This window comes from Mesorhizobium sp. AA23, from assembly GCF_001672435.1.
GTDB lineage: Bacteria > Pseudomonadota > Alphaproteobacteria > Rhizobiales > Rhizobiaceae > Mesorhizobium.
In genome coordinates, this window is record NZ_LYTP01000030.1 from 198,807 (window position 1) to 224,080 (window position 25,274).

A 25,274-nucleotide genomic window follows, 5' to 3' on the forward strand; every position below is an offset into this window, starting at 1 on the left:
ACTCGCCTCCGGGAGAAGATTAATGGCGCAACAGCAGGCCCAGCAGCGGCGCGCGTCGATCCACGATGTGGCAAGCCAGGCGGGCGTGTCGGCGGCCACTGTTTCCAAGGTTCTTTCCGGCGTCACCACGGTAAAACCGGAAAACGCGCAGCGCGTCCTCGATGCCGTCGAGCTTCTGGGCTACCGCGTCGATCCGCTCGCCTCGGATATGCGCAGGGCCAAGCGTCGCATCATCGGCGCCATCATGCCGGAGTTCGAAAGCGAGTTCTTCGGCCAGATGGTGAGCGAGCTCGAAGGCCTCGCCGAGCAACGCGGCTATACGCTGGTCGCCGCCTCCAGCCGGGAATCGGAGCAACGTGAGAAGGAGATCCTCGCCCGCATGCATGACTGGCGCGTTGCCGGCGTCGTACTGGCGCCGGTGCGAAACGAGCACGGACCGGCGGCTGGTTTCATGAAAGCGAACGGCATGACAGGGGTGCTGATTGACCGCGTGCTTGCCGATGACGCCTTCGACACGGTTTCGGCCGACAGCGCGGCGGCAAGCGCCGAAGTGGCGCGCGCGCTCGTCAGCCAGGGCCATCGCCATGTTCTTGTGGTCGGTCTCGGCCAGCAGGCGGCGACCGTGCGCGCCCGCCTCGAAGGGTTTCGCAAGACGGCACTTGAGCTTGCGCCCGACATCCGGATCGACGTCGTACTCTGCGAAAGCGATGTCGGGCCCTTGCGGACGCTACTTCGCGATTATTTCAGCCAGCGGGAGGACGGCGGCGACAGGCCGACGGCGGTCTATTCGCTCTTCCTGAAGGGCACGCTGGTGGCGCTTTCGGAATTTCGGCGGCGCGGCTGGCATTGCCCAAACGACATCTCGCTGGTCGGCTTCGACGACGCCGAATGGATGCAGGTGACGTGGCCGGCGATCGCCGCGGTGGTGCAGCCGGTGCGCGAGATCGCAGCCAACGCAATGGAGGTTTTGTTTCGCAGGATCGAAGGCGAGCGCGGCCCGCCGAGGGCGCGGCTCGAACCTTGCAAGGTGTTCATGCGGGAATCCGTTGGCTCGCCAGGCAGCGTCCCGCATTCCGGGGGAGGAGACCGACAATAACCCCCATGTCGACAACGGAAGAAGAGTGCCGGCCCTGGCCGAGGCATCCGGCGCAAGCAAACGGAGGATGGAATGACATCGCTTTCCACAAAGATAAATCGATTTACCCTCGCATTGGGCGTGGCGCTTACGTTTGCCGCGGTCGGCACTGCTAAGGCCGAGGACGGCGAATATGGCGTGCTGATGAAGACCTTGGCCAATCCGTTCTGGGGCGCGATGGCGCAGGGCGTCGCCGACGGCGCCAAGGAAGCCGGCGTGAAATACTTCCAGCAGGCGGCCGAAAGCGACCAGGCGGCCGAGCCGCAGCTCAACCTCTGCAACACGATGCTCGAGCGCAAGCCGGTGGCGATGATCACCGCCGCCATCAACTCGACCAACCTCTTGCCCTGCCTGAAATCGGCGCAGGATGCCGGCATCAAGATCGTCGATCTCGACAACAATCTTGACCAGGCGGTTCTCGACAAGGAAGGCGTCAAGGTCACCTTCCATATCGGTTCCGACAACGTCGCCGCGGGTGCGCAAGGGGCCGAATATCTCGTCTCGAAGCTTGGCAAGGACGCCAAGGGTCCGGTGCTGGTGATCGAGGGTCTCTCAGGCAACATCACCGGCGAGAAGCGCGCCAAGGGCTTTGCCGACAAGCTCAAGGAACTGGCGCCGGGGCTCGAGGTGGTCGCCTCGCTGCCGGGCGATTGGGATCGCGGCAAGGCCGCCTCGATCGCCACCGACACACTGACGGCGCATCCCGGTCTGGTTGCCATCTTCTGCGCCAACGACGGCATGGCGTTGGGCGCCGTGGAATCGGTCTACGCCGCCGGCAAAGGCGAGCAGGTGACGATCATCGGCGTGGACGGCAATGTCGACGCGGTGAAGTCGATCAAGGAAGGCCGTCTGAACGCTTCCGTCGCGCAGCTTCCTTATCTCGTCGGCAAGCAGGCGGTCGAGAACGTCAAGAAGGCGCTGGCCGGCGAGAAGGTCGAGGAAAGCATCGCGGTGCCCACCCTGGTGCTGACCAAGGACGTGCTCGACGCCGGCAAGGAGCCGATGCTGCAATATGTGAAGTAGCAAGCGAAGGGACTAGGGGAGCAGGTCAGTAGGGGAGCAGGTCAGTAGGGGAGCAGGTCAGTAGGGGAGTAGGTCAGTAGTAGGGGGGTAGGAGGAGGAAGGTTTGCACTTCCCAGACCCGGCTCTCTCCCGCTGACTTCCCTATTCCCCTAGTCCCCTACCCAGAAGGGTCAAAACATGGCTTCCGAAACGGCGCAGCCCGGGTTTTGGGCTCGGGTGCAGCGCGCATCCGTCGAGAGGCTCCACATCAGGCTGGAGTCGCTGCTGGTGCTTGTGCTGCTGAGCGCGGCGATGGCGATTCTGTCGCCTTTCTTCCTGTCGCTCAGCAATTTCCTCAACATCCTGCTCGCGACTTCGACGATCGGCGTGCTGGCGATCGCCGCGACCTTCGTCATCGGTTCAGGTGGGCTCGATCTGTCGCTGGGATCGGTCATGGGCCTTGCCGGCGTGGCGGGGGCCTTCGTCGCCGTCAACCTCGGCTGGCCGTCGGTGTTCGCGGTGATCGCCTGCATTCTGGCCGGAAGTATCGCCGGCTACATCAACGGCCAACTGGTCACCCGCGCCTTCGTGCCGGCCTTCATCGTAACGCTCGGCATGCTGGGCCTTGCGCGCGGGCTGGCGCTCGTCATCTCGCAGGGCAGGGCGATCTACGGCCTGCCGCCGGAGATCGTCTATATCGGGCAAGGGAGGCCGCTCGGCATTCCGATGCCCGTCATCATCTTCGTGCTGACGGCGATCGTCGCGCATACGGTGCTTGCCTATACGCGCTTCGGCCGCCACACTTTGGCGCTCGGTGACAGCGAGGGCGCGGCGCGCGCAGCCGGCATCCGCGTCGAGCAGCATCGCCGCATCATCTACACGCTCTCCGGCGCGCTTGCCGGGCTTGCAGGTCTCTTGTTCACCGCCCGCGTCAATGCGGGCGACCCGACCGCAGGCATCAACTATGAGCTCACCGCGATCACCGCGGCGATCATCGGCGGCACCAATCTGTTCGGCGGCCGTGCCTCGATCCTCGGCACCATGATCGGCGCGCTGATCATGGGCGTGCTGCAGAACGGGCTGACGCTGCTTGCCGTGCAATCCTATTACCAGCAGATGGCGATCGGCGCGGTTCTCATCCTCGCGGTCTTCATCGACCAGTATCAGGTGCGGAAGGAGTCGCGCGTATGACCCTGCTTTCGCTCCACAAGATCCGCAAAAGCTTCGGGGCGGTCGACGTGCTGCATGGCGTCGACCTGTCGGTCGCAGCCGGCGAGGTGGTCGGGCTGGTCGGCGACAACGGCGCCGGCAAGTCGACGCTGATGAAGACCATCACCGGCATCTACCGCGCCGACACCGGCTCGATCGAGTTCGACGGCAAGGACATCCTCGCCCTCGACCCCGGCCAGCGGCGACGGCTCGGCATCGAGATGATCTACCAGGATCTGTCCTTGGCCAAGCAGCAGGACGTGGCCTCCAACATCTTCCTTGGCCGCGAGCCGACGAAAAGGCTGCTCGGCCTCTTCCCCGGCTTTGTCGACAAGACCGAGATGGATCGGCAGGCGGCGCGGATGATCGAGCGGCTCGGGGCGCACTTGCCGTCGATCAGTCGTTCCGTCGGCTCCTTCTCCGGCGGCCAGCAGCAGACGGTGGCCATCGCGCGGGCGCTCACCTTCAACCCGAAGCTCGTCATCATGGACGAGCCGACGGCGGCGCTCGCCGTGCGCGAGGTGCAGAGCGTGCTCGATCTCATCCGGCGGCTGAAGTCTGAAGGCATCGCCGTCATTTTGATTTCGCACCGGCTGAACGACGTGCTGTCGGTCACCGATCGCATCGTCGTGCTGCGCCACGGCAGGGCGGATGCCGATCTCGTCACCGCCAAAACCAACATGAACGAAGTCGTCAGCCGCATCGTCGGCGGCGGCGATACGGCCGCCGCGGCGGCGCACGAGCAACGAGGCTGATATGAATGTTTTCGGACTGCACACTTTCGCCATCGCCCCGGTCTGGGATCTGGCCCGCATCGAGCCGCAGATGGACCGGCTGAAGGAGCTCGGCATCGGCCTGATGGAGATCCCGCTGCTCAGACCCGAGGAGATCGACACCAAGCGCACGCGCGGTTTTGCAAACCATTATGGCGTGCAGCTCATTCCCTCGCTCGGCTTGCCGCGCGCGCTCGACGTGGTGGAGCGGCCGGAAGAGGCGCTCGACTTCCTGCAGCCGGCCTTCGAGGTCTGCAACGAGGTGGGCGCCGAGGCGCTCGGCGGCGTCACCTATGGCACGATCGGCAAGACCACCGGCCGGGCGCCGACGCAGCGGGAGATCGACGGCATGTGCCGCTTCCTCGAACGGGCGGCAAAGTCGGCGAAGGCCCGCAGCCTGAAGCTCGGCATCGAACCCTGCAACCGCTACGAGACGCATCTGATCAACCGCGGCGTCGACGCGGCGCGCATCATCGAGCGCATCGGCGCCGACAACATCTTCATCCATCTCGACACCTACCACATGCATATCGAGGAAGAGAGCTTCGCGGCCGGCTTCGAGGCGGCGGCGCCCTTCCTCGGCTATGTGCATGTGTCGGAGGCCAATCGCGGTGTGCCGGGGCGCGGCATGCTGAACTGGGCAGCCTGCATGAAGGCGATCGCCGACATCGGCTATGAGGGCCCGATCACGCTCGAAAGCATGAACCATGTCGACGTCGACATCGCCGGGGGGCTCGCGGTGTGGCGCCCGGTGGCGGAAGACCCTCGCGACGTCATCGAGGTGGGGCTGCCGTTCCTGCGCGAGGAAGCGAAGAAGGCGGGGCTGACACTCGGGTAACGAAAGCTAGTTGCCCCGGCGCGTCAGCCAGCGGCGACGCGCCTCCAGCTGTTCGGCGAGTTCGGCCTTGTCCCAATAGCCGATGAGCACGCCGGAGCCGATGATCGGGTCGAAATGGCCGACCTTGTCGTCGATCTCCGTCAGCCACTCGTCGGGGACGGTAATGCGATTGTTGGGCAGCGCCAGCCAGCGCATCAGCATTTTGCGCAGCCGGTCAATGTCGCCGGCGGCCGACGGCTCGCGGCCGAGGTCGCGCAATTCGCCGGGGTCGTTGTGGAGATCGAAGAACATCGGCTCGACACCTTCGCCATGGACGAGTTTGAAGCGGCCGTCGGTGATCATGTAGAGCTTGCAGCCCGACACCGGCATGGCGAGCTTCAGCCGCGCCGCATCGCCGCTGTAGTCATACTCGCTTATGGCATAGTTGCGCAGGCTCTTCCGCTCACCCGAAGTCAGCGACAGCAGCGAGCGGCCTTCGAGGACATGCGGCTTGGGCCTGCCGCCGAAATAATCGAGAAAGGTGGGTGCGAGATCGATCATCTCGACCAGCGCGTCCAACGTGGTTCCTCTTGTGGCGTCGGCTTCCGGACGAGGATCGTAGACGATCATCGGCACCTTCACCGCGACGTCGTGGAACAGGTATTTCTCGCCGAGCCAATGGTCGCCGAGATAGTCGCCGTGGTCAGAAGTGAAGACCACAAGCGTGTTCTTGAATAGGCCGCGCTTCTCCATGAAGTCGAACAAATGGCCGAGCTGATCGTCGATCTGCTTGATCAGGCCCATGTAGCAGGGAACGACCGTTTCGCGGACCTCATCGCGCGAGAAGTTCTTCGAGTACCGCTCCTGCTGGAAGGCCTCGAAGATCGGGTTTGGCGAGATGCGCTCGGCTTCGCTGCGAACGGGCGGCTGGATGTCCGCCTTGCCGTACATGGCGTGGTAGGGCGCGGGCACGATATAGGGCCAGTGCGGCTTGATGTAGGAAAGATGCGCGCACCAGGCTTCGCCCTTGGCCTCGGCGTCCTCAATGAAGCGCATGGCGCGGCGCGTCATGTAAGGCGTCTCGGAATGCTCCTCCGGAATGCGCGCCGCCTTATCGGCATGGACGAGCAGCCAGCCGTTGAAATTCTCGCCATTCTCGCCTTCGCCGGAATTCGCCCAATGCTCCCAAGGATTTTCGGCCTCGAAGCCGTGCTGGCGCAGATAGGAGTCGTAGGCCGGATCGGGGTCGTAGCTGGTCGAGGGGTGCAGGCCGTCATCGCGCTCGAACGGCTCGAAGCCGCATTCCGCGACACGCACGCCGATGACGGAATCCTTGGCGATGCCGAGGCGCTCCATCCCTTCCTCGTCGGCCTTCATATGTGTCTTGCCGATGAGCGCACAACGCACGCCGACCTCGCGCAGATGGTCGCCCAGCGTCGGCTCGCCGACTCTGAGCGGCACGCCATTATGCGTCGAGCCGTGCGAGCGGACGTAGCGGCCGGTATAGGCGCTCATGCGCGAGGGGCCGCAGACCGTCGATTGCACATAGGCATTGGTGAAACGCACGCCGCGGCTGGCGAGCCGGTCGATGTTCGGCGTCGTCAGACTCTTGTGCCCGGCGCAGCTCAGATAATCGAACCGCAGCTGGTCGCACATGATGAAAAGGACGTTGCGTTTCGAGGTCATTGCTGCCCGTCGGAATGGTTCTCGAACCCGGTAATGCCAGAACAATCAGCGCATGCCAACCAGGGCAACCAGCCTGTACAGCTCACCAGAGAACTTTACAAAATCATTTTTTCATGTGAAGTCTCAGGCATCCCAAGGATCCCAAATGACATCCCACCGTTTTGCCACCCGTCTCAATTCCTTCGCCTCGCGGCCTGAGGCGGAGTGGGCCGGGCTTACCGGGAAGCCCTCGGTGCTGCAGATGGCGGCGCGGGCGGCTAAGGTCGAGGGGCTCACCGATCTCGACCTCAACTTTCCCGACCATATCGGTGAAAACCCCAGGGAAATCGCACGGAGGCTTGGTGATCTCGGGCTTTCCATCAATGGCTTCGCGATGCGCTACTATTCCAATCCCGCCTTCAAGCTCGGCGCGTTCACCAATCCCGATCCGGCAGTGCGGCGTGAAGCCATCGACCTCACCAAGGCTGGCATCGACGCGGCGCGAGAGGCCGGCGCCGGTCTCATGACGTTGTGGCTGGGGCAGGATGGTTTCGACTACGCTTTCCAAGCCGACTACGCGACACTTTGGCAACACGAAATCGACGGTATTCGTGAAGTTGCGTCGCATGACCCCGATTGCGCCATCAGCCTCGAATATAAGCCGAACGAGCCGCGTTCCTATTCGCTGATGCCGGATGCCGCGACCACGTTGCTGGCGATCCGCGAGGCCGGCCTGCCCAATCTCGGCGTCACCCTCGACTTCGCGCATGTTCTTTATGCCGACGAGCAACCGGCCTTTGCCGCCGCTCTTGTCGCCCGTCACAGCAGGTTGCTCGGCGTTCATCTCAACGATGGCTACGCCAAGCGCGACGACGGCCTGATGGTCGGCGCCGTGCACACGCTGCAGACCATCGAGCTGCTGCGCCAGATACGCAGGGACGGCTACGCCGGTGCCATCTATTTCGACACCTTTCCGGACATGACCGGTCTCGACCCGGTGCGCGAATGCGAGGTCAACATCATGACCGTCAAGCGCATGTTGCGGGTCGTCGAGCGGCTGGAGCGGGACAATCGGTTGGCGGCTGCCCTCGATGGGCAGGACGCGGTTGCCTCGCAGGCTATCGTCCAGGAAATCCTGCTCGGAGCTGCAGGATGACGTCCGCGGATCTCCGGGCCGTGGGGCCGCGCATCCGCATGATGATGCCGCATCTCACACCGCTGGAGGCAAAGGTGGTGGAAACCGTGTTCGGCCGCCGCGGTTTCGACGAGACAATCCCTTTGAAGGAGATCGCTGACGAGGCCGGCGTCTCCGAGGCGATGGTGGTGAAGATCGCCAAGAAGCTGGGCTTCTCCGGCTATCGCGACTTCCGGACGGCAGTCTGCGAATACAGCCGCTCGCCGACCGCCGAGATGCACCGGGAACTATCCGCCGACGACAGTTCGGCCGAGATCGTGCAAAAGGTCTTCCGCACTTCCATACAGGCGCTGGAGGAAACGCTGGCGATCCTTGACATCGGCCATTTCGACCGGGCCGCCGACCTCATCTATCGATCCAGAAATCGCGACTTCTATGGCGTCGGCGGCTCGGCTCAGATCGCCCGGGACGTCTCGCACAAGTTCCTGCGGATCGGCGTCCGCGCGGCGGTTTACGACGATTCCCACATGATGCTCATGTCGGCGTCGCTCCTCGGCGCCGAAGACATTGCCGTCGGCTTTTCCCATTCCGGCAACAGCAGCGCGGTGATTGATGCCGTTCAGCTCGCCAAGAAGAACGGCGCCCGCACGCTTGCCATAACCAACTACGCCAACTCGCCGCTGGCAGCCGAGGCGGATGTCGTGCTCTGCTCGACCGCGCGGGGGTCGCCGCTGATGGGCGAGAATGCGGCCGCCCGTATCGCCCAGCTCAACATCCTGGATGCGCTGTTCGTCGCGGTGGCGCAGCGCGACTACCAGGCGGCGGAGCACAATCTCGGCCGCACCATGTCGGCAGTGACGTCGAAACGGCGAGACAAGTACAGATGAAAGATCGTCGCGGATGAGCGTTGCTTCAGCGGGGCTGGTGGCCGTGTTCGGCAGCCTGCATTACGACATCCTGGTCGACGCACCGGATCGTCCGCGCAAGGGCGAGACGGTGACCGGTTTCGGCTGGCAGCCGAAATGCGGCGGCAAGGGCGGCAATCAGGCTCTGTCGGCGGCGCGCGCGGGGGCGAGGTCGGCGATGATCGGCGCCGTCGGCGACGACGATTTCGGCCGTGCGCTGCTCGCCAATCTCAGCCGCAGCAATGTCGATCACCGCTTCGTGCGAGTAGAACCGGGGATCCGATCAGGCATGAGCGTGGCCATCTTCGACGACGATGGCGACTACGGCGCGGTGATCGTTTCCGGCAGCAATCTGACACTCGGCGAAAAGAATGTCGCGGCGGCCGCCGGTCTGCTCGCGCAGACTTCGGTGCTGTTGCTGCAGAACGAAGTTCCGGAAATCGCCAACATCGCTGCCGCGCGCGCGGCGAAGGCTCACGGCTGCTGCGTCGTGCTCAACGCGGCGCCGGCCCGGCCGCTGCCCGCCGAACTCACCGGGCTCGTCGACATCGTGATCACCAACGCCATAGAGGCGGAGTTCCTGGCCGGCATTCCGGTCGTCGACACGCTTGAAGGCGCAGCTGAGGCAGCGCGGCAATTGGCAATCGTTTATCCGGCTGCAATCGTCACCGCCGGCGGCGATGGCGTCGCCTATCACGATCCCGATGGCCGCGCCTTTGCGCTCGCTGCCATTCCGGTGAAGGTGATCAGCACCCATGGCGCAGGTGACGAATTCGTCGGTGCCTTTGCGGCTGCGCTTGCTCGCGGCGAGCCCACCGAGGCCGCCATCGCCGCCGCGAATGCCGCCGCCGCCCTGCTGGTCTCGACCCCAGAGGCGGATCGCCAGACGCCCCCTCAAAAGATCCAAGATGGCGTGCACCGTCCAGAGTAGCCTCGGTTTACCGATCTAGACAACTGGTGCAATGTTGGTTTGGAGGATCGAGATCGTGCCATTCGTCAGTATCGGCGGCATTACGTTGCACCATCGCCTTATCGCCGGGACGGCTGCTGCGCGCCCGATCATCTTCATCAATTCGCTCGGCACCGACTTCCGGATCTGGGACGATGTCGTCGCACGGCTTGCCGGTGAGATGCCGATGCTCGTCTATGACAAGCGCGGCCACGGGCTTTCCGACATCGGCAGCGGCGTGCGCTCGATCGACGACCATGTCGACGATCTGAGCGCGCTCATCGATTGCTTCGGCTTCCAGAAGGTCGTGCTTTTTGGCCTGTCGGTCGGCGGCATGGTCGCGCAGGGGTTCTATGCACGGCGGCCCGAACTCGTCGAAGCGCTGATCCTCAGCGACACCGCGCACAAAATAGGTACCGCCAAGAGCTGGAACAGCCGCATCGCGACGGTCGAGCGTGACGGCATCGAGGCGATTGCCGATGGCATCATGAAGGTGTGGTTCACGCCGGATTTTCATGCCAACCGCGCCGCCGAGCTTGCCGGTTGCCGCAACATGCTGACCAGGCAGGCGCTGCCGGGTTACATCGGCACGTGTATGGCGGTTCGCGATGCGGATTTCACCGACAGCGCGCGCCGCATCGCGGTGCCGACGCTCTGCATCGTCGGCGACCAGGACGGCTCGACGCCGCCCGATCTCGTGCGCTCGCTTGCCGACCTGATCCCCGGCGCGCGCTTCGAGGTGATCCGCGGCGCCGGGCACATTCCCTGCATCGAGCAGCCCGACGCGCTCGTCGCCCTGATCCGCGCCTTCGTCGCGTCGTTGCCTGAGGGAAAGCATCTCCATGGGCGATGACGCAAACAATACCAACCGATCCCGGACCGGGCTCGAGGGCGACGCATCGCATCGATTGCGAGGCGGTGCGCTTCTCCTGGTGGATGACGACGATCCTTCACCGCTTCCCCGAGGCGGGTGAGTTCGGTCAGCGCATCCAGGAAGCCGAGCTCAATTATCTCGTACACTCCAACGCCGCCTCGACCGCGCTGGCGGAGAACTATGTCGGCCTGCCTTACTGAGCGGGCCGAGCCGTCAGACCCGTTCCAGTGCAATCGCAATGCCCTGGCCAACGCCGATGCACATGGTGGCCAAAGCGCAGCGTCCGCCGCGCTCGCGCAGCTCCAGCGCCGCCGTGCCGGTGATGCGCGCGCCCGACATGCCAAGCGGATGACCGAGCGCGATGGCGCCGCCGTTGGGGTTCACATGCTTCGCCTGCTCGGAAATTCCGAGTTCGCGCAGCACGGCAATGCCTTGCGAGGCGAAGGCTTCGTTCAACTCGACAACGTCGAATTGGTCAGGCCTCAAGCCGAGACGGGCGCAGAGCTTTTTGGTTGCCGGCGCGGGACCGATACCCATGATGCGCGGCGCGACGCCGGCAACAGCACCGCCGAGAATGCGGGCGATCGGCGTCAGGCCATGTTTCCTGGCCGCCGCTTCGGAGGCCATGATCAGCGCAGCAGCACCATCATTGACGCCGGAAGCATTGCCGGCAGTCACGGTGCCGCCCTGGCGGAACGGCGTCGGCAGCTTGGCCAGGGCCTCGATGGTCGTGCCGGCGCGGGGATGCTCGTCCTTCGAGACGACGATTGGCTCGCCCTTTTTCTGCGGGATCGCCACCGGCGTGATCTCCTTCGCCAGCCGGCCATTGGCCTGCGCCGCAACAGCCTTGTCCTGGCTGCGCACGGCAAAGGCGTCCTGGTCGGCTCTGCTGACCGAAAACTCCTCGGCGACGTTCTCGCCGGTCTCCGGCATGGAATCGACGCCGTACTGCTTCTTCATCAGCGGGTTGACGAAGCGCCAGCCGATGGTCGTGTCGTAGATCTCGGCATTGCGCGAGAAGGCGGTGTCGGCCTTCGGCATGACGAAGGGCGCGCGGCTCATCGACTCCACCCCGCCGGCAATCATCAGCTCGGCCTCGCCGGCCCTGATGGCCCGGGCGGCGATGGTGACGGCATCCATGCCCGAGCCACAGAGCCGATTGATCGTGGAGCCCGGAATGTCCTGGGGAAGGCCGGCCAGCAGCAACGCCATCCGCGCCACGTTGCGGTTGTCCTCGCCGGCCTGATTGGCGCAGCCAAAGACGACGTCGTCGACCGCGGCCCAGTCGACGCCCAGGTTGCGCTCGACCAACGCCTTCAGCGGAATGGCGGCGAGATCGTCGGCTCGCACCGAGGATAGCGCGCCGCCAAAACGGCCGATCGGCGTGCGGATGTAGTCGCAGATGAAGGCATCAGTCATTATGCAGCTTTCCCTTTGGCGGTACCCGCATGCGCGGCCTTGCTGCGCGCCTGCAAATCGCGCAATGTCTTCAGCTCGAGTTCCGTCGGCGCCGGCGTCTCGTCAAGCGCCTCGGCAAACTTTGCTTCCCAGCCACAGGTCGCCTGCACCTCTTCGCGGGTGACGCCGGGATGCAGCGACACGACGGTGAATTCCTTGGTGACACGGTCCGGCTTCCAGACGGCGAGGTCGGTGATCAGCAAGGTCGGACCGGCGGTGTCGATGCCGAGCCGCTTGCGGTGGTCACCGCCTTCGCCATGGCCGAAGGAGGTGAAGAAGTCGATCTTTTCGACCATGCCGCGCTTCGACTGCGCCATGGTGATGTAGACCTCTCGCGAGGAGGTGGCGATTTCCGGCGCGCCGCCGCCGCCGGGCAGCCGCGTCTTGGGATGCGCATAGTCGCCGATGACCGTAGTGTTGATGTTGCCGAATTTGTCGAGCTGGGCGGCGCCAAGGAAGCCGATGGTGATGCGGCCGCCCTGCAGCCAGTAGCGGAACATCTCCGGCACCGCGACGGTGGTGACCGCCGTCTCGCACACTTCGCCGTCGCCGATCGACAGCGGCAAAACGTGGGGCGCGGTGCCGATGGTGCCGCTCTCGTAGATCAGTGTGATGTCGGGCGCATGCGTCAGCCGCGCGACATTGCAGGCGGCCGACGGCGCCCCGATGCCGACAAAGCAGACATCGTCGTTCTTCAGCGCACGGCTGGCGGCGATCGTCATCATCTCGCTGGGGGTGAAGCCCAAATCGATCTCGCTCATGCGGCTTTCCTCAGATGCTTGACGCGAGCAGCGAAGTCGTCTGCGCTGCTCTCGATGACGTTCTTCTGCATCCATGCCTGAAAGCGGTCGCGGTCGGCGGCGATCTCGTCCCATTCGAGATAGGCGGAGTTGTCGCGCTCGTAATAGCCATGCGTGTAGGAGGGATGGGAGCCGCCCGGCACGATCGAGATTGCCGCGATCGTCCAATTCGGCAGCACCGTGAGATTGGGGTGGAGATCGTCGAAACTGTCGACCACTTCCTCGACGGTCACCACCGCGCGTTTGGCGGCGAGCACGGCCTCTTTCTGGATGCCGATGATGCCTTCGACCAGCACATTGCCTTTGCGGTCGGCCTTCTGCGCGTGGATGAAGGTGACGTCGGGCCGGATCGCCGGAACGGCGGCCAGCACCTCGCCGGTAAACGGGCAGGTTATGGACTTGATGTTTGCATTGACGGCGGCAAGGCCTGCGCCGCGATAGCCGCGGAACACCGCGCAGGGCAGGCCGGCGGCCGCCGCCTCATAGGCGTTGGCCATGCCGGCGTGGCTGTGCTCCTCGACCTCGATCGGCCGCGGAAAGCCGTTCTCGATGGCGTCGCGAACGCGCCTGAGCAGGCCGACGCCGGGATTGCCGAGATAGGAGAAGACGATCTTCTTGGCCATGCCCATGCCGATCATCTGATCGTAGATCAGGTCGGGCGTCATGCGGATCAGCGTCAGGTCGCGAAAGCCCTGGCGGATTGCCTCATGGGCCGCGGCGGTCGGAATCAAATGGGTGAAGCCCTCGAAGGCGACCGTATCGCCATCGTGCAGAGTCTCCGCAACGGCCTTTTTCAGCGGCAGGAAGTTGACCATCGTCCATTGCTCCGGAGATCAAGGTTCATATCGGAGCATATGAGAGCGCCCCTCTCGCGTCACTATGAGGATGCCTGCAGTCAGATGAGGTGCAGCGCAAAACATCCGGACATGCGGGACTTGGCCGTTGACGCTTCGTCTCACATACGCTAATGAACAGGATTACACAGGTTCATTGAACAGGTATCCATATGGCCCGTCGCGCGACGCAACTCACTCCCGGCACGGGCAAGCCCGAGCAGATCGCGACGGTTCTGGAGCACGAGATCCGCTCAGGCGTGCTCGGCTTCGGCGATCGCCTGCAGAGCGAGAACGAGCTCGTCCAGCGCTTCTCGGTCAGCCGCAACACGGTTCGCAAAGGGCTGGAAGAGCTTTCAAGCCGCGGCCTCATCACCACAAAGGTCGGCATCGGGTCCTTCGTCACTTTCGACGGCATGCCGGTCGATGACGCGATCGGCTGGTCGCGCGCGCTCGCCAATGCGGGCGCCAATGCCGAAACCCGGACGCTTAGGCTCGAGATCATCGAGAATGCCGAGCTCGCGGCAAAGCTCGGTGTCGAGAGTTCGTCTTTCATCGCCGTCGATCGCGTCCGTACGAATGCCGATGACGGCCATGCGATCTCGATCGAACGCAGCCGCCTGCCACTGTCGCCCGAGCTGGAAGACGTGCCGCTGCGCGGGCTTCGCGAAGGCTCGCTGCACCAGACGCTGCGCGGGGCAGGGCTGGTGTCCGACCATGGCGAGGAGTGGGTCGACATCGAGATGCTCAGCGCTGCTGATGCCGCCATCCTCGATTGCGCGCCGGGCACGCCGTTCCTCAGGACGCGGCGGCTGACGCGCGCCGCCGACGGCCGCGCCATCGAATTCGTCACCAGCCTGCTCAACCCGGCGCATTTCGCGCTGCATCTGGAGTTCTGAGCATGGCGGCCGACGCGATCGACCGGGCGATGGGCGCGCTGATCGGCGGCGCGCTTGGCGATGCGCTGGGCATGCCGACACAGCTTCTGTCGCCCGCCCGCATCGCCGAGCTCTATGGCCATGTCGAGGGTTTCGTTGCGCCCGCCGTCGACCATCCGGTGTCGAAGGGGCTGTCGGCAGGTGCCATCACCGACGACACCGAGCAGGCCCTGCTGCTCGGCCGCATCCTGGTCAGCTCCGGGAATCGCTTCGACCATGCGCGATGGGTCAACGCGCTGCTCGACTGGGAGCGCGACGTCAAGGCGCGTGGCAGTTACGACCTGCTTGGACCGTCGACCAAGCGGGCCATCGACGCCATCAATAACGGCGTGCCGGCGGAAGAAGCGGGGCGAACTGGCGACACCAACGGCGCCGCGATGCGGATTGCGCCGGTCGGCATTATGATCCGCCCGGAGCCGCTCGATGCCCTGGTTCTCAAAGTCGCGGAAACCTGCCGGGCTACGCACAATACGTCGATTGCGATTGCCTCCGCAGCCGCAGTTGCTGCCGCGGTCAGTCTCGGTGTTTCGGGCGCCGACTGGCGCGCTGCTTCCGGCCATGCCGTCGCGGCGGCAAAGCTTGGTGCCGCGCTCGGTCACTGGGTCACCGGCGGCGACATCGCCGAACGCATCCTCTGGGCGCAGGAACTTGTGCGCGGGAAGCGCGACAAAGAGGCGATCCGGTTGATCGTTGACCTGATCGGCACGGGGGTTGCCAGCCAGGAGTCGATTCCTGCAGCATTCGCCGTGCTGGAGGTTGCCAACGGGGATGCGTGGCGAGCGGCAGTGATCAGCGCCAATCTCGGCGGCGACACCGACACCATAGGCGCCATCGCCGCGGGCATGGCGGGCGCCTGTTCGGGCCTGTCGGGCCTGCCGCAAGATCAAATCGCGGGACTGAAGGGCATCGATCTCGCGGAGGTCGAGCCGTTGGCCAATGATCTTGTCGCGGCACGCATGCCGAAGGCCCGTGGCGGCAAGGAGGACGCCGCATGAGCGGGCGCCTCGTTCATGTCGGCAGCGCGGTGGTCGACTATGTATATCGCATCGACGCTCTCCCGGCGGCGGGCAGCGAAAAGACCGCGACGAGCTATTCGCGCGTCGCCGGCGGCGGCTTCAACATGATGGTCGCGGCAAGCCGCACCGGCATGAAGGTGGTGTTCGGCGGACAGCTTGGCATCGGGGCAGACGGCGACTTCCTGCGCGCGGCTTTCGCCGCTGAAGGCATCGAGACGCTGACGCCGCCGTCACCCTTGATGGACAGCGGCAATTGCGTCGCCATGATCAGCAGCGATGCGGAACGTACCTTCGTCTCATGGCCGGGCGCAGAGAGCGTGCTGACACCGGACATGATGGCGCCCGTCCAAGTCATTCCGGGCGATTGGGTTTTCACCTCCGGCTATACGTTGAGCTACCCTGGCAGCCGCGAAGCGCTCGCCGCCTGGATCGACGCGCTGCCGGAGGAAGTTCCCGTGGTCTTCGATCCGACGCCTGTGATCGCGGAGATTCCGCGCCCGATCTTGGAAAGGGTGCTTGCCCGCACCGCTTGGCTGAGCTGCAACGCCGACGAGGCCGCCGCAATAGCCGGCCGTGGCGACGCGCAGACCGTCGCGATCCGGCTTCTGGCCGAACACTGCCCGAAAGCCGCGGGCGTCGTGATCCGCGCCGGCGCGCATGGCTGCCTTGTGCGGCTGGCAGAAGGCGGCACGCACGCGATCCCCGGCTTCGCGGTCAGCGCCGTCGACACCAATGGTGCCGGCGATACGCATATCGGCGCCTTCGTCAGCGCATTGTGGCGCGGCCTGTCGCCCTGCGAAGCGGCGCGCTACGCGAACGCCGCGGCGGCCGTTTCCGTCACCCGTCATGGCGGCTCGTCCGCGCCGACCGACAGTGACATCCAGGAATTCCTAAGCCATCACGATCAAGGAACGATAGCGCATGGCCGGGAGGACGCGACTGCAACTTAACAAGCCCATCAACCGGGCCAACAATGAGAGGAAAAAACATGCGCATGCCCAGACTCACCGCTTTTCTGACGGCGACCGCCGTTTTCGTCTCAGCATTCACGTTTGCCGCCCAGGCCGCCGAGGAAGTGCATGTGCTCAACTGGAAGGGCTACGGCGCCGACGAGCCATGGGCGGTCGCCAACTTCGAGAAGGCGACCGGCTACAAGGTCGTCAATGACTTCTTCAACTCCGAACAGGAGATGCTGACCAAGCTGAGGACCAATCCCGGCCTCTACGACGTCGTCATGATCAACGCCGCCTTCAACGACCAGGCGATGGCCGGCAAGCTGATCCAGCCGATCGATACGTCGAAGCTCTCGAACTATGCCGATATCGCCAAGGACAAGGCCGGCTCGCCGATGCTGAACCATGACGGCAAGGTCTATGGCGTGCCGTGGGTGTGGGGCCTGACCGCTCTAGCCATCAACGAGAAGTCGTTCGACAAGCCGCCGACGAGCATCGCCGAGATGTGGGATCCGGCACATAAGGGGCGCGTCATCATCCGCGACGACGCCGTCGAGGCGGTGCAGTTCGGCGCCATCGCATCGGGGCAGAACATCAACGACATCAAGGATATGGGCGCGGTCAAGGCGAAGCTCACCTCGCTGATGCCGCAGATCAAGACCTTCTGGAGTTCGGAGAACGACTGGAACCAGATGGTTGCCTCCAACCAGATCGATATCGGCACCTACTGGAGCGGCTCCGCCGACCGCGCCAAGACGCATTTCAAGCTGCCGGTCTCGCTGGTCATCCCGCAGGAAGGGGCCGTCGCCTGGCTGGACGCCTTCTCCATCCCGGCCGGTTCCAAGAATGTCGCCGGCGCCGAGGCCTTCATCAACTACATGATCGACCCGAAATTCTATGTCGAATGGGTCACCAAGGTCGGCGCGCCGGTTTCGGCCAACACCAAGGCGGTCGAGGCGCTGCCCGAGGCCGCATTCAACCGAAAGGTCATGGGCAGCCCAGAGGTCGCCAAACGTATCCAGTTCCAGGCGCCGGTCACGGATGAGCAGCGCGAGAAATACCTGGCACTTTGGCAGGAGCTGAAGGTCAACGTGAAATAGTTGGCGTCTTACGGGGAGGGAACGCATCATGGCAGAGCAGCTCGCGACCGGTTCGCGCCGCGGACTGCGGCCAGCCCTGCCGCTTCTGCTTCCCGCTTATCTGTGGTTGACGGTGGCGATCTTTCTGCCGCTGTCGGCCATGGTGTTCTTCTCCTTCATGACCGATCTGCCGCTGGCCGGGAAGGAGTGGTCGTTCACGCTTGGCAACTACGCCGCCTTCTTCTCGCAAAGCCTTTATCTGACACTTCTTCTGGCTTCGCTGCGGCTCGGCCTTGAGGTCACGCTTTGGTGCGTCGTCATCGGATATCCGGCGGCTTACGTGCTGGCGAAGGTTCTTAAAGGCCGCAGCCGCGAGGCGATCTTCCTGCTGGTCATCCTGCCTTTCTGGTCGAACGGGCTGGTGCGAATCTTCTCCTGGGCCATGGTGCTGCGTGAGGGCGGCATTCTCGACACCACGCTCAATGCGGTCTTGCCGTTCAAGATCAATATCGATCTCATGTATTCCTACCCGGCGGTCATCATCGGCCTGGTGCACTCCTACGTGCCCTATATGGTGCTGACCTGTTACCTCACGCTGCAGGCGATCGACGACTCGCTGATCGAGGCGGGCCGCTCGCTCGGGGCTTCGCGGCTGCAGGTGCTCAAGCGGGTGATCATCCCGCTGTCGATGCCCGGCCTGATCGCGGGTGCGGCGCTGATCTTCGTGCCGGTCGTGGGTTCTTTCATGGAGCCGCGCATCCTCGGCGGCCGCACCGGCACTTTCTACGGCACCGTCATCGAGGACCAGTTTGTTGCCGTCTTCAACTGGCCACTGGGCGCGGCACTCTCCTTCATCCTGCTTGCCGTCGTGCTGGTCATCCTGGCGCTCGCGGCACCGGTCTTGCGGAGGGCCGGCTGATGGCGACGACGCGCATTCTGGAATGGGTCGGGCGCTTTTACATCTTCCTGTTGCTCGGCTTCCTCTATCTGCCGATCATCATCATGGCGCTGATGTCGTTCAACGCCTCGCCTTTTTACCAGCTGCCGTTCGAGTGGACGACGGACTGGTATGCTTCGCTCGCGCAAAACGACCAGCTGATCGCGGCGACCTGGAACAGCATCGAGATCGCGATCATCACGACGATCCTTTCAACGCTGCTTGGTTCGATGGCGTCGCTAGCGCTCTATCGCTACGAATTCCGCGGCAAGAAATTCCTGCAGGCACTGCTGTTTCCGCCGATCGCAATTCCGTGGCTTATTACCGGCACCGCGATGCTGATCTTCTTCTTCGGCATCGGCATCGGCCGCGGGCTCATCGCAATCCTGCTCGGCCATGTCGCGCTGGCGCTGCCCTACGTCATCGTCGTCGTGTCCGCCCGCCTGCAGACCTTCGCGCCGGAGCTGGAAGAAGCGGCGCGTTCGCTCGGCGCCAATCAGTGGCAGGTTACCGTGCGCGTAACTTTGCCCTGGATCATGCCTGGCGTGATCGCCGGCGGACTGTTCGCATTCGCTGTCTCGTTCGACCAGTTCGTGGTCTCGTACTTCCTGTCGACGCCAGGCCAGACGACGCTGCCGGTCGAAATCTACGCCGCGATCCGCAAGGGATTCACGCCCGAGATCAACGCGGTGTCGACCATCATCATCGTGGTGTCGATGGCGCTCATGCTGCTGACGGCGCGCTTCTTCAAATTCGGCGGAGATAAATAATGGCCGGCGTCCAGGTATCGAACGTCTCCCGCAGTTTCGGCGCGCACAAGGCGCTGGACCATGTCTCGATCGACTTTCCCGACGGTGGCTTCTATGCGCTGCTCGGGCCTTCGGGCAGCGGCAAGACCACGCTGCTCAGGCAGATCGCCGGCTTCGACTTTCCGGATACCGGCCGCATCGCCATCGGCGGCGAAAGCGTCGAGCGCGTGCCGGTGGAGAAGCGGCGCATCGGCATGGTATTCCAGAACTATGCGCTGTTTCCCAATATGAGCGTCGCCGACAACGTCGCCTTCGGCCTTTCGGTGCGCGGCGAGCCGAAGGCGACGGTCGCTACGGAAGTGCAGCGGGCGCTGGATCTCGTCCAACTCGGCAAGCTCGGCGGCCGGCGGCCGCACCAGCTCTCGGGCGGCCAGCGGCAGCGTGTGGCGCTGGCGCGCGCCATCGTCACCAAGCCGCGCGTGCTTTTGCTCGACGAGCCGCTCGGCGCGCTTGACAAGGCGCTGCGCGTCGACATGCAGATCGAGCTGAAGCGCATCCAGCGCGAGATCGGCATCACCACCATCTTCGTCACCCACGACCAGGAAGAGGCGCTGACGATGAGCGACCGCATCGGCATATTGCGCGACGGCCGACTGGTGCAGGAGGGGCCGCCCGAGGAGATCTACGACAGGCCGCAAAGCGAGTTCGCCGCGACCTTCCTCGGCGACGCCAACATCTTTCGCGGCGATGCGACCGGCAACGGCATCAGGCTGCCCGACGGTACAGCAATCGCCGCTGCGTCGGGTGCGTCTCTCTCGGCCGGCGCCAAGGCGAGCTGCGCCGTGCGGCCCGAGCGCATCCAGATTTCAACCGGCTCTGCAACGTCCGAGGCGGGATATGCTAACACGGTCAGGGGCCAGGTTTCAAAACGCATCTTCGCCGGCAACAACAGCACCTATTTCGTCGACCGCGATGGACAGACGGTGAAGGTCATTGTCCAGAACACCGGCGCCGAGCGGCTGGCCGAAGGCCAAGAAGTGATGCTCAGCTGGTCGCCGGAGAGCACGGTGCTGATCGCCGCGTAAGCCGGATCCCCGGTCCCTGATGGGAAATGATGGCGCGGCCCTTGGCTGACCGCCTGATCCTGGCGTTAAATCCAGTCCTCGACGGGAGGAATGGATGGCGAGCATGGATTTCGAGCCGGACGTGAAAGTCCGGGTCAAGGAGTACCGGATCGGCTGCATCGGCGCCGGCATGATCATGGCCGAGTGCCATCTCGCCGCCTACGCGCAAGCCGGCTTTCCGGTGGTGGCGATCGCCTCACGAACCAGGACGAATGCCGAAAAGGTCGCCGGCCGCTGGGGCATTCCGACCGTCTGCGATACGCCGGAGCGGCTGATCGAAGATAGCCGCGTCGAGATCGTCGACCTTGCCTTCCCGCCGGACCAGCAGCCCGCGCTGATCCGCCATGCACTGAAGCAGCCGCACATCAAGGCGATCCTGGCGCAGAAGCCGCTGGCGCTCTCGGTCGAGGAAGCGGTGGAGCTGCGCGATGAGGCGGCGGCTTCCGGCAAGATCCTCTCGGTCAACCAGAACATGCGCTACGACCAGTCGATGCGCGTCTTGAAGCAGATCATCGATAGCGGGGCGCTGGGCGAGATCGTCTTCGCCGAGATCGACATGCATGCCATCCCGCACTGGCAAACCTTCCTCGCCGGATATGACCGGCTGACGCTCGCCAATATGAGTGTGCACCACCTCGACGTGCTGCGCTTCCTGTTCGGCGACCCTGACGAAATCACGACGCTGACGCGCAGGGATCCGCGCACCAAGTTCGAACATTTCGACGGCATCACCGTTTCGACGCTGCGCTTTCCCTCCGGCGTGCTCGCGGTGTCGCTGGAGGACGTCTGGTCCGGCCCGCGTCAGGAAGGCTATTCCGACGACCAGCACATCGACTGGCGCGTCGATGGCACCAAGGGTGTCGCCAAGGGCACGATCGGTTGGCCGAAGGGCGTCGCCTCGACGCTGACCTACGCCTCGACAGAGACGACCGGCGGCAAATGGGTCAGCCCGAGCTGGGAGACGATGTGGTTTCCGCATGCCTTCATCGGCGTCATGGAGCAGCTGCAATATGCGCTCAAGACCGGCACGCCGCCGGCGCTTTCCGTTGCCGACAACGTCAACACCATGGCGCTGGTGGAGGCCGGTTACCGGTCGATAGCAGAGGGCCGCACCGTCAGGCTGTCCGAAATCCCTGTCGACCGGGCGACTAAGAAACGGGGCAATTGAATCGCTTATCGGGAGGACTTCACCTCATGATGCAGGCAGGTATCTTCACAGGCTATTTTCCGTATGAGCTCGAGGAGGTCGCCAGGCGCATCCGGGCGCTCGATTTCAACACCGTGCAGCTCGACCTGCATTTCGAGGATATCGACCTCTCGGCCGGACAGATCACCAGGGACAAGGCGAGGCGGGTGCGCGATACGTTCCGCGACCACAACCTCCCGGTTTGCTGCGTGTCCGGCTACACAAACATCATCCACCCGGACAGGGCCGAGCGCGAGCGGCGGCTTGCCTACCTGAAGGAGCTCATCCGGAACGCACGCGATTTCGGCTCGCCTTACGTGATCTCGGAAACCGGCACCTACAACACCGAATCCGACTGGGTGCATCATCCGAAGAACAAGACCGAGGAGGGTTTTGAGGAGTGCCGCAAGGTGATCTCGGATCTTGCCCAGACCGCCTACGACCACGGCGCGGTGTTCCTGCTTGAAACCTACGTCAACAACGTTGTCGGCTCGGTCGAGGAGACGGTCAGGATGTTCGCTCAGGTCGACCATCCCGGCCTCGGCCTGTTGATGGACCCGACGAACTATTTCGAGGCGCACAACATCGACCGCATGGATCAGGTGCTGAACCAGGTGTTCGACACGCTGACGGACAAGATCGAAATCGCGCATGCCAAGGACGTGAAGCGTTCGGGCGGCGACAAGACGGAGAAGCATGCCGACATCGGCGACGCGGAGGCGCATGAGGGGCTGACCTTCCGCGGCGTCGGCGAGATCGAACTGCCGGCGCCGGGGCTCGGCGTGCTGAATTACGATCTCTATCTCAAGCGTCTCAGCGAAAAGCACCCGAACATCCCGGTAATCATCGAGCATCTCGACGAGGAGGACGTGCCGCGCGCCAAGAAATTCCTCGACGGGAAATTCCGCGCCAACGGGCTTTAATGACGATGACGACCACCGGTACGAAGCGCGACTACAGCCTTGTCGGCGAGAGCACGCGGCTTGCGATAGAGACCGGACTTGCATCGGCCGAGTGGTACCACACCGACGTGCCGCGCAAGGTGATGAAGGAGCTGATGCAGCGTTGCGACGGGCCGGCGATCCGCGATAGCGTCATCTGGATCTCGGCGATCCTGGGCTCAGCCGCCGGCATTATCTGGTTCTGGGGCACGTGGTGGGTCGTGCCATTCATGTTCGTCTATGGCGTGCTCTATGGCTCGTCGAGCGACTCGCGCTGGCACGAATGCGGGCACGGCACCGCGTTTCGCACGCGCTGGATGAACGATGTCGTTTATCACATCGCCTCGTTCATGCTGATGCGCAACCCGGTGCAGTGGCGCTGGAGCCATGCCCGTCACCACACCGACACGATCATTGTCGGCCGCGATGCCGAGATCGCCGTTATGCGGCCCCCGGACCTCATCAAGGCTGCGCTCGCCTTCACGGGCATTCTCGACTTCCGCTATTCGCTGCCCACGCTGGTGCGCCAGGCCTTCGGCAAGCTGTCGGACGACGAGAAGAGCTACATTCCGGAGATGGAGCAGCACAAGGCGGTGATCGCGGCGCACTGGCACATCGCGGTATACGTCGCGACGATCGCTGTCGCGATCGCGTTTGGGTCATGGATACCGCTGGTGCTGATCGGCTTGCCGCGACTCTACGGCACCTGGCACATGGTAACGACCGGCCTGCTGCAGCATATCGGGCTGGCCGACAACGTCACCGACCATCGGCTCAACACGCGCACGGTCTATATGAACCCGATCAGCCGGTTCATCTACTGGAACATGAACTACCATGTGGAGCATCACATGTTCCCGATGGTGCCCTATCATGCGCTGCCCAAGCTGCATGAGTTGATCAAGCACGATTTGCCGGAGCCGAACCCGTCGATGTTGCATGCCTATCGCGAGGTCTGGCCGGTGCTGCTCAGGCAGCTGAAATACGAGGACTATTACCTCAAGCGCGAATTGCCGCCGACGGCCAAGCCCTATCGCGGCGATTCCACGATCTCGACATAACGGCTGCGGCTGCCGAATAAGGTCGGTGCGCGCGGCAGTTGCGCGAACCCAATCAGGAGAGGACAAGATGCCGGAGTGGGTCGAAGCGTGCGCGGTGGGCGACGTGGACGAGGAGGACGTGATCCGCTTCGACCATGGCGGCCGCACCTTCGCGATCTACCGCTCGCCTGACGACGAGTTCTTCGCCACCGACGGTTTCTGCACGCATGAAAAGGCGCATTTGGCCGACGGGCTGGTGATGGACGACATCATCGAATGCCCGAAGCATAATGGCCGCTTCAACTATAAGACCGGCCAGGCCAAGGGCGCGCCGGTCTGCGTCAACCTCAAAACCTATCCGGTCAAGGTCGAGGCCGGCAAGGTGATGATCGATATCGGCTGAAGGCAAGCGGAGCGCATCGCGGCGTTCTCGGAAAATGTCGGCGACGTCAACAGCGGCGCCTATCCGGAAGACCGGCACATCGTGCATATGGATCCAGACGAGCTCAGGCGTTTCATGAAGAAAGTGGACGCAAGAGCCTGAACGGGCACTGCGATGGGTCTGCCTGGGTTCGCCGCCAAGTGCGGCAGGTATTGGGCCGGCCTCGCGGCCCGAGCCGGTAAGCTTTCGTCGAGAGATCGGCGCCTATTTCCGTAGCTTGACCACGCCCATCAGGACCTCCGGATAGGTTGCGGCCATCATCCCCTGATCGGCCTGCGCGGCAAAAATGGCGGTGCACCGTTCGGCGTTGAATCGGAAACGGCGTCTGTATTTTTCCTTGTTGAGAATGATCCCGGAGAGGCCGTCGAATTTGCGGAGCAATCGCTTGCGCAGACCTCTCGTCCAGAGCGGACGCTTGAACCGATCGAGCCAGGGCGTATCTTTCGCCAGGTTGCGATAGATCGCCATCGCGGCGAGTTCCACTCCTTCAGGGCTTGGCCACCACGGCTTTCCGAAGGTGAAATGACGCGCGAAGGCTCTACTGAAGGGTATCTGGCTGGAATAGTTGGTCTGCAGATTCCAGAGCGGATGCATCGTTTGCCAGCGTCCGGCAAACGCTATGTTGAGCGCTCCCTGATCGAGCTTCGGTACCCGCCGCAGCGCCAGTTCGCGCGCCCGCTCCAAGAGCCCCTCGGCGCGGATCATTGGCATGTTCAGCACCAGTATGCCGGCGTTGAAATGCGATGAGCCGGGCTCCATCTCAAGAGACTCACGGCAGCTCGGATCGAAATAGGTCTGTTCGTCATGGGCCGCCAAGAGTGGGGCATTCAGTTCAACATCGGCCAAGTCGGTGATCGACCGGTTGAAGATAACATCGGTGTCCACATAGACGAGCCTGTCGTAGGGCTCGAATACCGCCAGCTTGTCAGCAAGCAGGCGAATGTAGGTTGCTACGCTGAGGTGACCGGGATCGAAATCGAATTCCTTCATGAGATCGGACACGTCGACGATCTTGACGGCAGCCCCGAGCAATCGGTCCGCGACCGGCAAATCCTCAGTTCCGGCGCCGATATGAAGGATGAAACCGTCGATAGGCGCAGATACGTCCAGTATGCGCCGCGCGCCCAGAACAGCGTATGGGAAATTTTTTGCGTCTGCCGCCAAGACGAAGCAGGAACGATGCAATTGAGCCACCCCTTATATGCCCTTGGCTCTTCATATCCGAACTCATCGTGCAACCCAAGAGGGTGCCGAGGGCGCCGTCCGGCGGGCCCATAAGCGGCGGAGCCCGGCCATCCGATTCGGGGCGAGCGG

The 25,274-nt window shown here is 63.8% G+C and carries 24 protein-coding genes and 3 pseudogenes; 22 read left to right on the forward strand and 5 right to left on the reverse strand.

Annotation, left to right across the window (positions count from 1 at the left end; all coding sequences use genetic code 11):
- Nucleotides 1-22: 22 nt before the first annotated feature.
- The 5 genes from A9K66_RS24885 to A9K66_RS24905 all read left to right on the forward strand — a co-directional run bounded on the left by A9K66_RS24885 (nucleotide 23) and on the right by A9K66_RS24905 (nucleotide 4,957).
- Nucleotides 23-1,096, forward strand: coding sequence for a LacI family DNA-binding transcriptional regulator (locus tag A9K66_RS24885; RefSeq protein ID WP_067328835.1), 1,074 nt, complete (start codon nucleotides 23-25; stop codon nucleotides 1,094-1,096).
- 72 nt (nucleotides 1,097-1,168) lie between these two features.
- Nucleotides 1,169-2,158, forward strand: coding sequence for a substrate-binding domain-containing protein (locus tag A9K66_RS24890; protein WP_067328837.1), 990 nt, complete (start codon nucleotides 1,169-1,171; stop codon nucleotides 2,156-2,158).
- 177 nt (nucleotides 2,159-2,335) lie between these two features.
- Nucleotides 2,336-3,328, forward strand: a complete 993-nt coding sequence (locus A9K66_RS24895) for an ABC transporter permease (protein WP_067328839.1) — start codon at nucleotides 2,336-2,338, stop codon at nucleotides 3,326-3,328.
- Entirely contained in the window at nucleotides 3,325-4,101 is a 777-nt protein-coding gene (locus A9K66_RS24900) for an ATP-binding cassette domain-containing protein (RefSeq protein WP_066992195.1), read from the forward strand. The genes A9K66_RS24895 and A9K66_RS24900 overlap by 4 nt, the downstream gene beginning before the upstream one ends.
- Nucleotide 4,102: 1 nt before the next feature.
- Nucleotides 4,103-4,957 carry a sugar phosphate isomerase/epimerase family protein gene (locus A9K66_RS24905; protein ID WP_067328841.1) on the forward strand — a complete coding sequence of 285 codons (855 nt, stop codon included), beginning with the start codon at nucleotides 4,103-4,105 and terminating at the stop codon, nucleotides 4,955-4,957.
- Nucleotides 4,958-4,963: 6 nt separating this feature from the next.
- Here A9K66_RS24905 and A9K66_RS24910 read toward each other — a convergent pair whose 3' ends face one another.
- Nucleotides 4,964-6,622 carry a sulfatase-like hydrolase/transferase gene (locus A9K66_RS24910; protein ID WP_067328844.1) on the reverse strand — a complete coding sequence of 553 codons (1,659 nt, stop codon included), beginning with the start codon at nucleotides 6,620-6,622 and terminating at the stop codon, nucleotides 4,964-4,966.
- A gap of 145 nt (nucleotides 6,623-6,767) precedes the next feature.
- Here A9K66_RS24910 and A9K66_RS24915 point away from each other — a divergent pair, with 145 nt between their 5' ends.
- From A9K66_RS24915 to A9K66_RS24935, 5 genes and pseudogenes are all read left to right on the forward strand, one after another.
- Entirely contained in the window at nucleotides 6,768-7,757 is a 990-nt protein-coding gene (locus A9K66_RS24915) for a sugar phosphate isomerase/epimerase family protein (RefSeq protein ID WP_067328846.1), read from the forward strand.
- Nucleotides 7,754-8,623, forward strand: coding sequence for a MurR/RpiR family transcriptional regulator (locus A9K66_RS24920; RefSeq protein WP_067328848.1), 870 nt, complete (start codon nucleotides 7,754-7,756; stop codon nucleotides 8,621-8,623). Before A9K66_RS24915 ends, A9K66_RS24920 begins: the two co-directional genes overlap by 4 nt.
- Nucleotides 8,624-8,636: 13 nt before the next feature.
- A complete protein-coding gene (locus A9K66_RS24925; RefSeq protein ID WP_067328851.1) occupies nucleotides 8,637-9,572 on the forward strand; it encodes a PfkB family carbohydrate kinase in 936 nt (311 codons plus the stop codon).
- Nucleotides 9,573-9,627: 55 nt separating this feature from the next.
- Entirely contained in the window at nucleotides 9,628-10,443 is an 816-nt protein-coding gene (gene pcaD / locus A9K66_RS24930) for a 3-oxoadipate enol-lactonase (RefSeq protein WP_067329138.1), read from the forward strand.
- 59 nt (nucleotides 10,444-10,502) lie between these two features.
- Nucleotides 10,503-10,664, forward strand: a pseudogene (locus A9K66_RS24935) (4-hydroxybenzoate 3-monooxygenase); the annotation flags it as partial.
- 13 nt (nucleotides 10,665-10,677) lie between these two features.
- Here A9K66_RS24935 and pcaF read toward each other — a convergent pair.
- The 3 genes from pcaF to A9K66_RS24950 are packed head-to-tail and all read right to left on the reverse strand — an operon-like array spanning nucleotide 10,678 to nucleotide 13,537.
- The gene (gene pcaF / locus A9K66_RS24940) at nucleotides 10,678-11,883 is read right to left on the reverse strand and encodes a 3-oxoadipyl-CoA thiolase (RefSeq protein ID WP_067328856.1); all 1,206 of its coding nucleotides are present in this window, start codon (nucleotides 11,881-11,883) and stop codon (nucleotides 10,678-10,680) included.
- Nucleotides 11,883-12,683: a CoA-transferase subunit beta gene (locus tag A9K66_RS24945; RefSeq protein WP_067328858.1), complete on the reverse strand. Its 801-nt coding sequence runs from the start codon at nucleotides 12,681-12,683 to the stop codon at nucleotides 11,883-11,885. Before A9K66_RS24945 ends, pcaF begins: the two co-directional genes overlap by 1 nt.
- Nucleotides 12,680-13,537 carry a CoA-transferase gene (locus A9K66_RS24950; RefSeq protein ID WP_067328860.1) on the reverse strand — a complete coding sequence of 286 codons (858 nt, stop codon included), beginning with the start codon at nucleotides 13,535-13,537 and terminating at the stop codon, nucleotides 12,680-12,682. Before A9K66_RS24950 ends, A9K66_RS24945 begins: the two co-directional genes overlap by 4 nt.
- Before the next feature lie 191 nt (nucleotides 13,538-13,728).
- On the opposite strand from A9K66_RS24950, the gene A9K66_RS24955 reads away from it, so the two are divergent.
- From A9K66_RS24955 to A9K66_RS31660, 12 genes and pseudogenes are all read left to right on the forward strand, one after another.
- The gene (locus A9K66_RS24955) at nucleotides 13,729-14,454 is read left to right on the forward strand and encodes a GntR family transcriptional regulator (protein ID WP_067328862.1); all 726 of its coding nucleotides are present in this window, start codon (nucleotides 13,729-13,731) and stop codon (nucleotides 14,452-14,454) included.
- A 2-nt stretch (nucleotides 14,455-14,456) separates the two neighbouring features.
- Entirely contained in the window at nucleotides 14,457-15,488 is a 1,032-nt protein-coding gene (locus A9K66_RS24960; protein WP_067328864.1) for an ADP-ribosylglycohydrolase family protein, read from the forward strand.
- Nucleotides 15,485-16,459: a PfkB family carbohydrate kinase gene (locus tag A9K66_RS24965; RefSeq protein ID WP_067328867.1), complete on the forward strand. Its 975-nt coding sequence runs from the start codon at nucleotides 15,485-15,487 to the stop codon at nucleotides 16,457-16,459. Before A9K66_RS24960 ends, A9K66_RS24965 begins: the two co-directional genes overlap by 4 nt.
- Before the next feature lie 38 nt (nucleotides 16,460-16,497).
- Nucleotides 16,498-17,562, forward strand: a complete 1,065-nt coding sequence (locus A9K66_RS24970; RefSeq protein ID WP_067328870.1) for an ABC transporter substrate-binding protein — start codon at nucleotides 16,498-16,500, stop codon at nucleotides 17,560-17,562.
- A gap of 28 nt (nucleotides 17,563-17,590) precedes the next feature.
- The gene (locus A9K66_RS24975) at nucleotides 17,591-18,460 is read left to right on the forward strand and encodes an ABC transporter permease (RefSeq protein WP_066992233.1); all 870 of its coding nucleotides are present in this window, start codon (nucleotides 17,591-17,593) and stop codon (nucleotides 18,458-18,460) included.
- Nucleotides 18,460-19,248: an ABC transporter permease gene (locus A9K66_RS24980; protein WP_067328872.1), complete on the forward strand. Its 789-nt coding sequence runs from the start codon at nucleotides 18,460-18,462 to the stop codon at nucleotides 19,246-19,248. Before A9K66_RS24975 ends, A9K66_RS24980 begins: the two co-directional genes overlap by 1 nt.
- Nucleotides 19,248-20,312 carry an ABC transporter ATP-binding protein gene (locus A9K66_RS24985; RefSeq protein ID WP_067328874.1) on the forward strand — a complete coding sequence of 355 codons (1,065 nt, stop codon included), beginning with the start codon at nucleotides 19,248-19,250 and terminating at the stop codon, nucleotides 20,310-20,312. The genes A9K66_RS24980 and A9K66_RS24985 overlap by 1 nt, the downstream gene beginning before the upstream one ends.
- A gap of 94 nt (nucleotides 20,313-20,406) precedes the next feature.
- On the forward strand, nucleotides 20,407-21,519 hold the full coding sequence (locus A9K66_RS24990; protein ID WP_067328876.1) for a Gfo/Idh/MocA family oxidoreductase: 1,113 nt from the start codon (nucleotides 20,407-20,409) through the stop codon (nucleotides 21,517-21,519).
- 26 nt (nucleotides 21,520-21,545) lie between these two features.
- Nucleotides 21,546-22,460: a sugar phosphate isomerase/epimerase gene (locus A9K66_RS24995; RefSeq protein WP_067328878.1), complete on the forward strand. Its 915-nt coding sequence runs from the start codon at nucleotides 21,546-21,548 to the stop codon at nucleotides 22,458-22,460.
- Nucleotides 22,461-22,465: 5 nt separating this feature from the next.
- Nucleotides 22,466-23,559: pseudogene (locus A9K66_RS25000) on the forward strand (fatty acid desaturase family protein).
- Between the two features lie 47 nt (nucleotides 23,560-23,606).
- Nucleotides 23,607-23,921 (forward strand): MocE family 2Fe-2S type ferredoxin, encoded by a 315-nt coding sequence (locus A9K66_RS25005; RefSeq protein ID WP_067328880.1) that lies wholly within the window; start codon nucleotides 23,607-23,609, stop codon nucleotides 23,919-23,921.
- Between the two features lie 3 nt (nucleotides 23,922-23,924).
- Nucleotides 23,925-24,062: pseudogene (locus A9K66_RS31660) on the forward strand (3-methyl-2-oxobutanoate hydroxymethyltransferase); the annotation flags it as partial.
- A 102-nt stretch (nucleotides 24,063-24,164) separates the two neighbouring features.
- Here A9K66_RS31660 and A9K66_RS25010 read toward each other — a convergent pair.
- The gene (locus tag A9K66_RS25010) at nucleotides 24,165-25,145 is read right to left on the reverse strand and encodes a glycosyltransferase (protein ID WP_127403202.1); all 981 of its coding nucleotides are present in this window, start codon (nucleotides 25,143-25,145) and stop codon (nucleotides 24,165-24,167) included.
- Nucleotides 25,146-25,274 lie beyond the last annotated feature (129 nt).

Excerpts from the sequence above, each read along its gene's own strand:
- A9K66_RS24885 (WP_067328835.1), top strand. The coding sequence starts at position 23 with ATGGCGCAACAGCAGGCCCAGCAGCGGCGCGCGTCGATCCACGATGTG.
- A9K66_RS24890 (WP_067328837.1), top strand. The coding sequence starts at position 1,169 with ATGACATCGCTTTCCACAAAGATAAATCGATTTACCCTCGCATTGGGC.
- A9K66_RS24895 (WP_067328839.1), top strand. The coding sequence starts at position 2,336 with ATGGCTTCCGAAACGGCGCAGCCCGGGTTTTGGGCTCGGGTGCAGCGC.
- A9K66_RS24900 (WP_066992195.1), top strand. The coding sequence starts at position 3,325 with ATGACCCTGCTTTCGCTCCACAAGATCCGCAAAAGCTTCGGGGCGGTC.
- A9K66_RS24905 (WP_067328841.1), top strand. The coding sequence starts at position 4,103 with ATGAATGTTTTCGGACTGCACACTTTCGCCATCGCCCCGGTCTGGGAT.
- A9K66_RS24910 (WP_067328844.1), bottom strand. The coding sequence starts at position 6,622 with ATGACCTCGAAACGCAACGTCCTTTTCATCATGTGCGACCAGCTGCGG.
- A9K66_RS24915 (WP_067328846.1), top strand. The coding sequence starts at position 6,768 with ATGACATCCCACCGTTTTGCCACCCGTCTCAATTCCTTCGCCTCGCGG.
- A9K66_RS24920 (WP_067328848.1), top strand. The coding sequence starts at position 7,754 with ATGACGTCCGCGGATCTCCGGGCCGTGGGGCCGCGCATCCGCATGATG.
- A9K66_RS24925 (WP_067328851.1), top strand. The coding sequence starts at position 8,637 with ATGAGCGTTGCTTCAGCGGGGCTGGTGGCCGTGTTCGGCAGCCTGCAT.
- pcaF (WP_067328856.1), bottom strand. The coding sequence starts at position 11,883 with ATGACTGATGCCTTCATCTGCGACTACATCCGCACGCCGATCGGCCGT.
- A9K66_RS24945 (WP_067328858.1), bottom strand. The coding sequence starts at position 12,683 with ATGAGCGAGATCGATTTGGGCTTCACCCCCAGCGAGATGATGACGATC.
- A9K66_RS24950 (WP_067328860.1), bottom strand. The coding sequence starts at position 13,537 with ATGGTCAACTTCCTGCCGCTGAAAAAGGCCGTTGCGGAGACTCTGCAC.
- A9K66_RS24955 (WP_067328862.1), top strand. The coding sequence starts at position 13,729 with ATGGCCCGTCGCGCGACGCAACTCACTCCCGGCACGGGCAAGCCCGAG.
- A9K66_RS24960 (WP_067328864.1), top strand. The coding sequence starts at position 14,457 with ATGGCGGCCGACGCGATCGACCGGGCGATGGGCGCGCTGATCGGCGGC.
- A9K66_RS24965 (WP_067328867.1), top strand. The coding sequence starts at position 15,485 with ATGAGCGGGCGCCTCGTTCATGTCGGCAGCGCGGTGGTCGACTATGTA.
- A9K66_RS24970 (WP_067328870.1), top strand. The coding sequence starts at position 16,498 with ATGCGCATGCCCAGACTCACCGCTTTTCTGACGGCGACCGCCGTTTTC.
- A9K66_RS24975 (WP_066992233.1), top strand. The coding sequence starts at position 17,591 with ATGGCAGAGCAGCTCGCGACCGGTTCGCGCCGCGGACTGCGGCCAGCC.
- A9K66_RS24980 (WP_067328872.1), top strand. The coding sequence starts at position 18,460 with ATGGCGACGACGCGCATTCTGGAATGGGTCGGGCGCTTTTACATCTTC.
- A9K66_RS24985 (WP_067328874.1), top strand. The coding sequence starts at position 19,248 with ATGGCCGGCGTCCAGGTATCGAACGTCTCCCGCAGTTTCGGCGCGCAC.
- A9K66_RS24990 (WP_067328876.1), top strand. The coding sequence starts at position 20,407 with ATGGCGAGCATGGATTTCGAGCCGGACGTGAAAGTCCGGGTCAAGGAG.
- A9K66_RS24995 (WP_067328878.1), top strand. The coding sequence starts at position 21,546 with ATGATGCAGGCAGGTATCTTCACAGGCTATTTTCCGTATGAGCTCGAG.
- A9K66_RS25005 (WP_067328880.1), top strand. The coding sequence starts at position 23,607 with ATGCCGGAGTGGGTCGAAGCGTGCGCGGTGGGCGACGTGGACGAGGAG.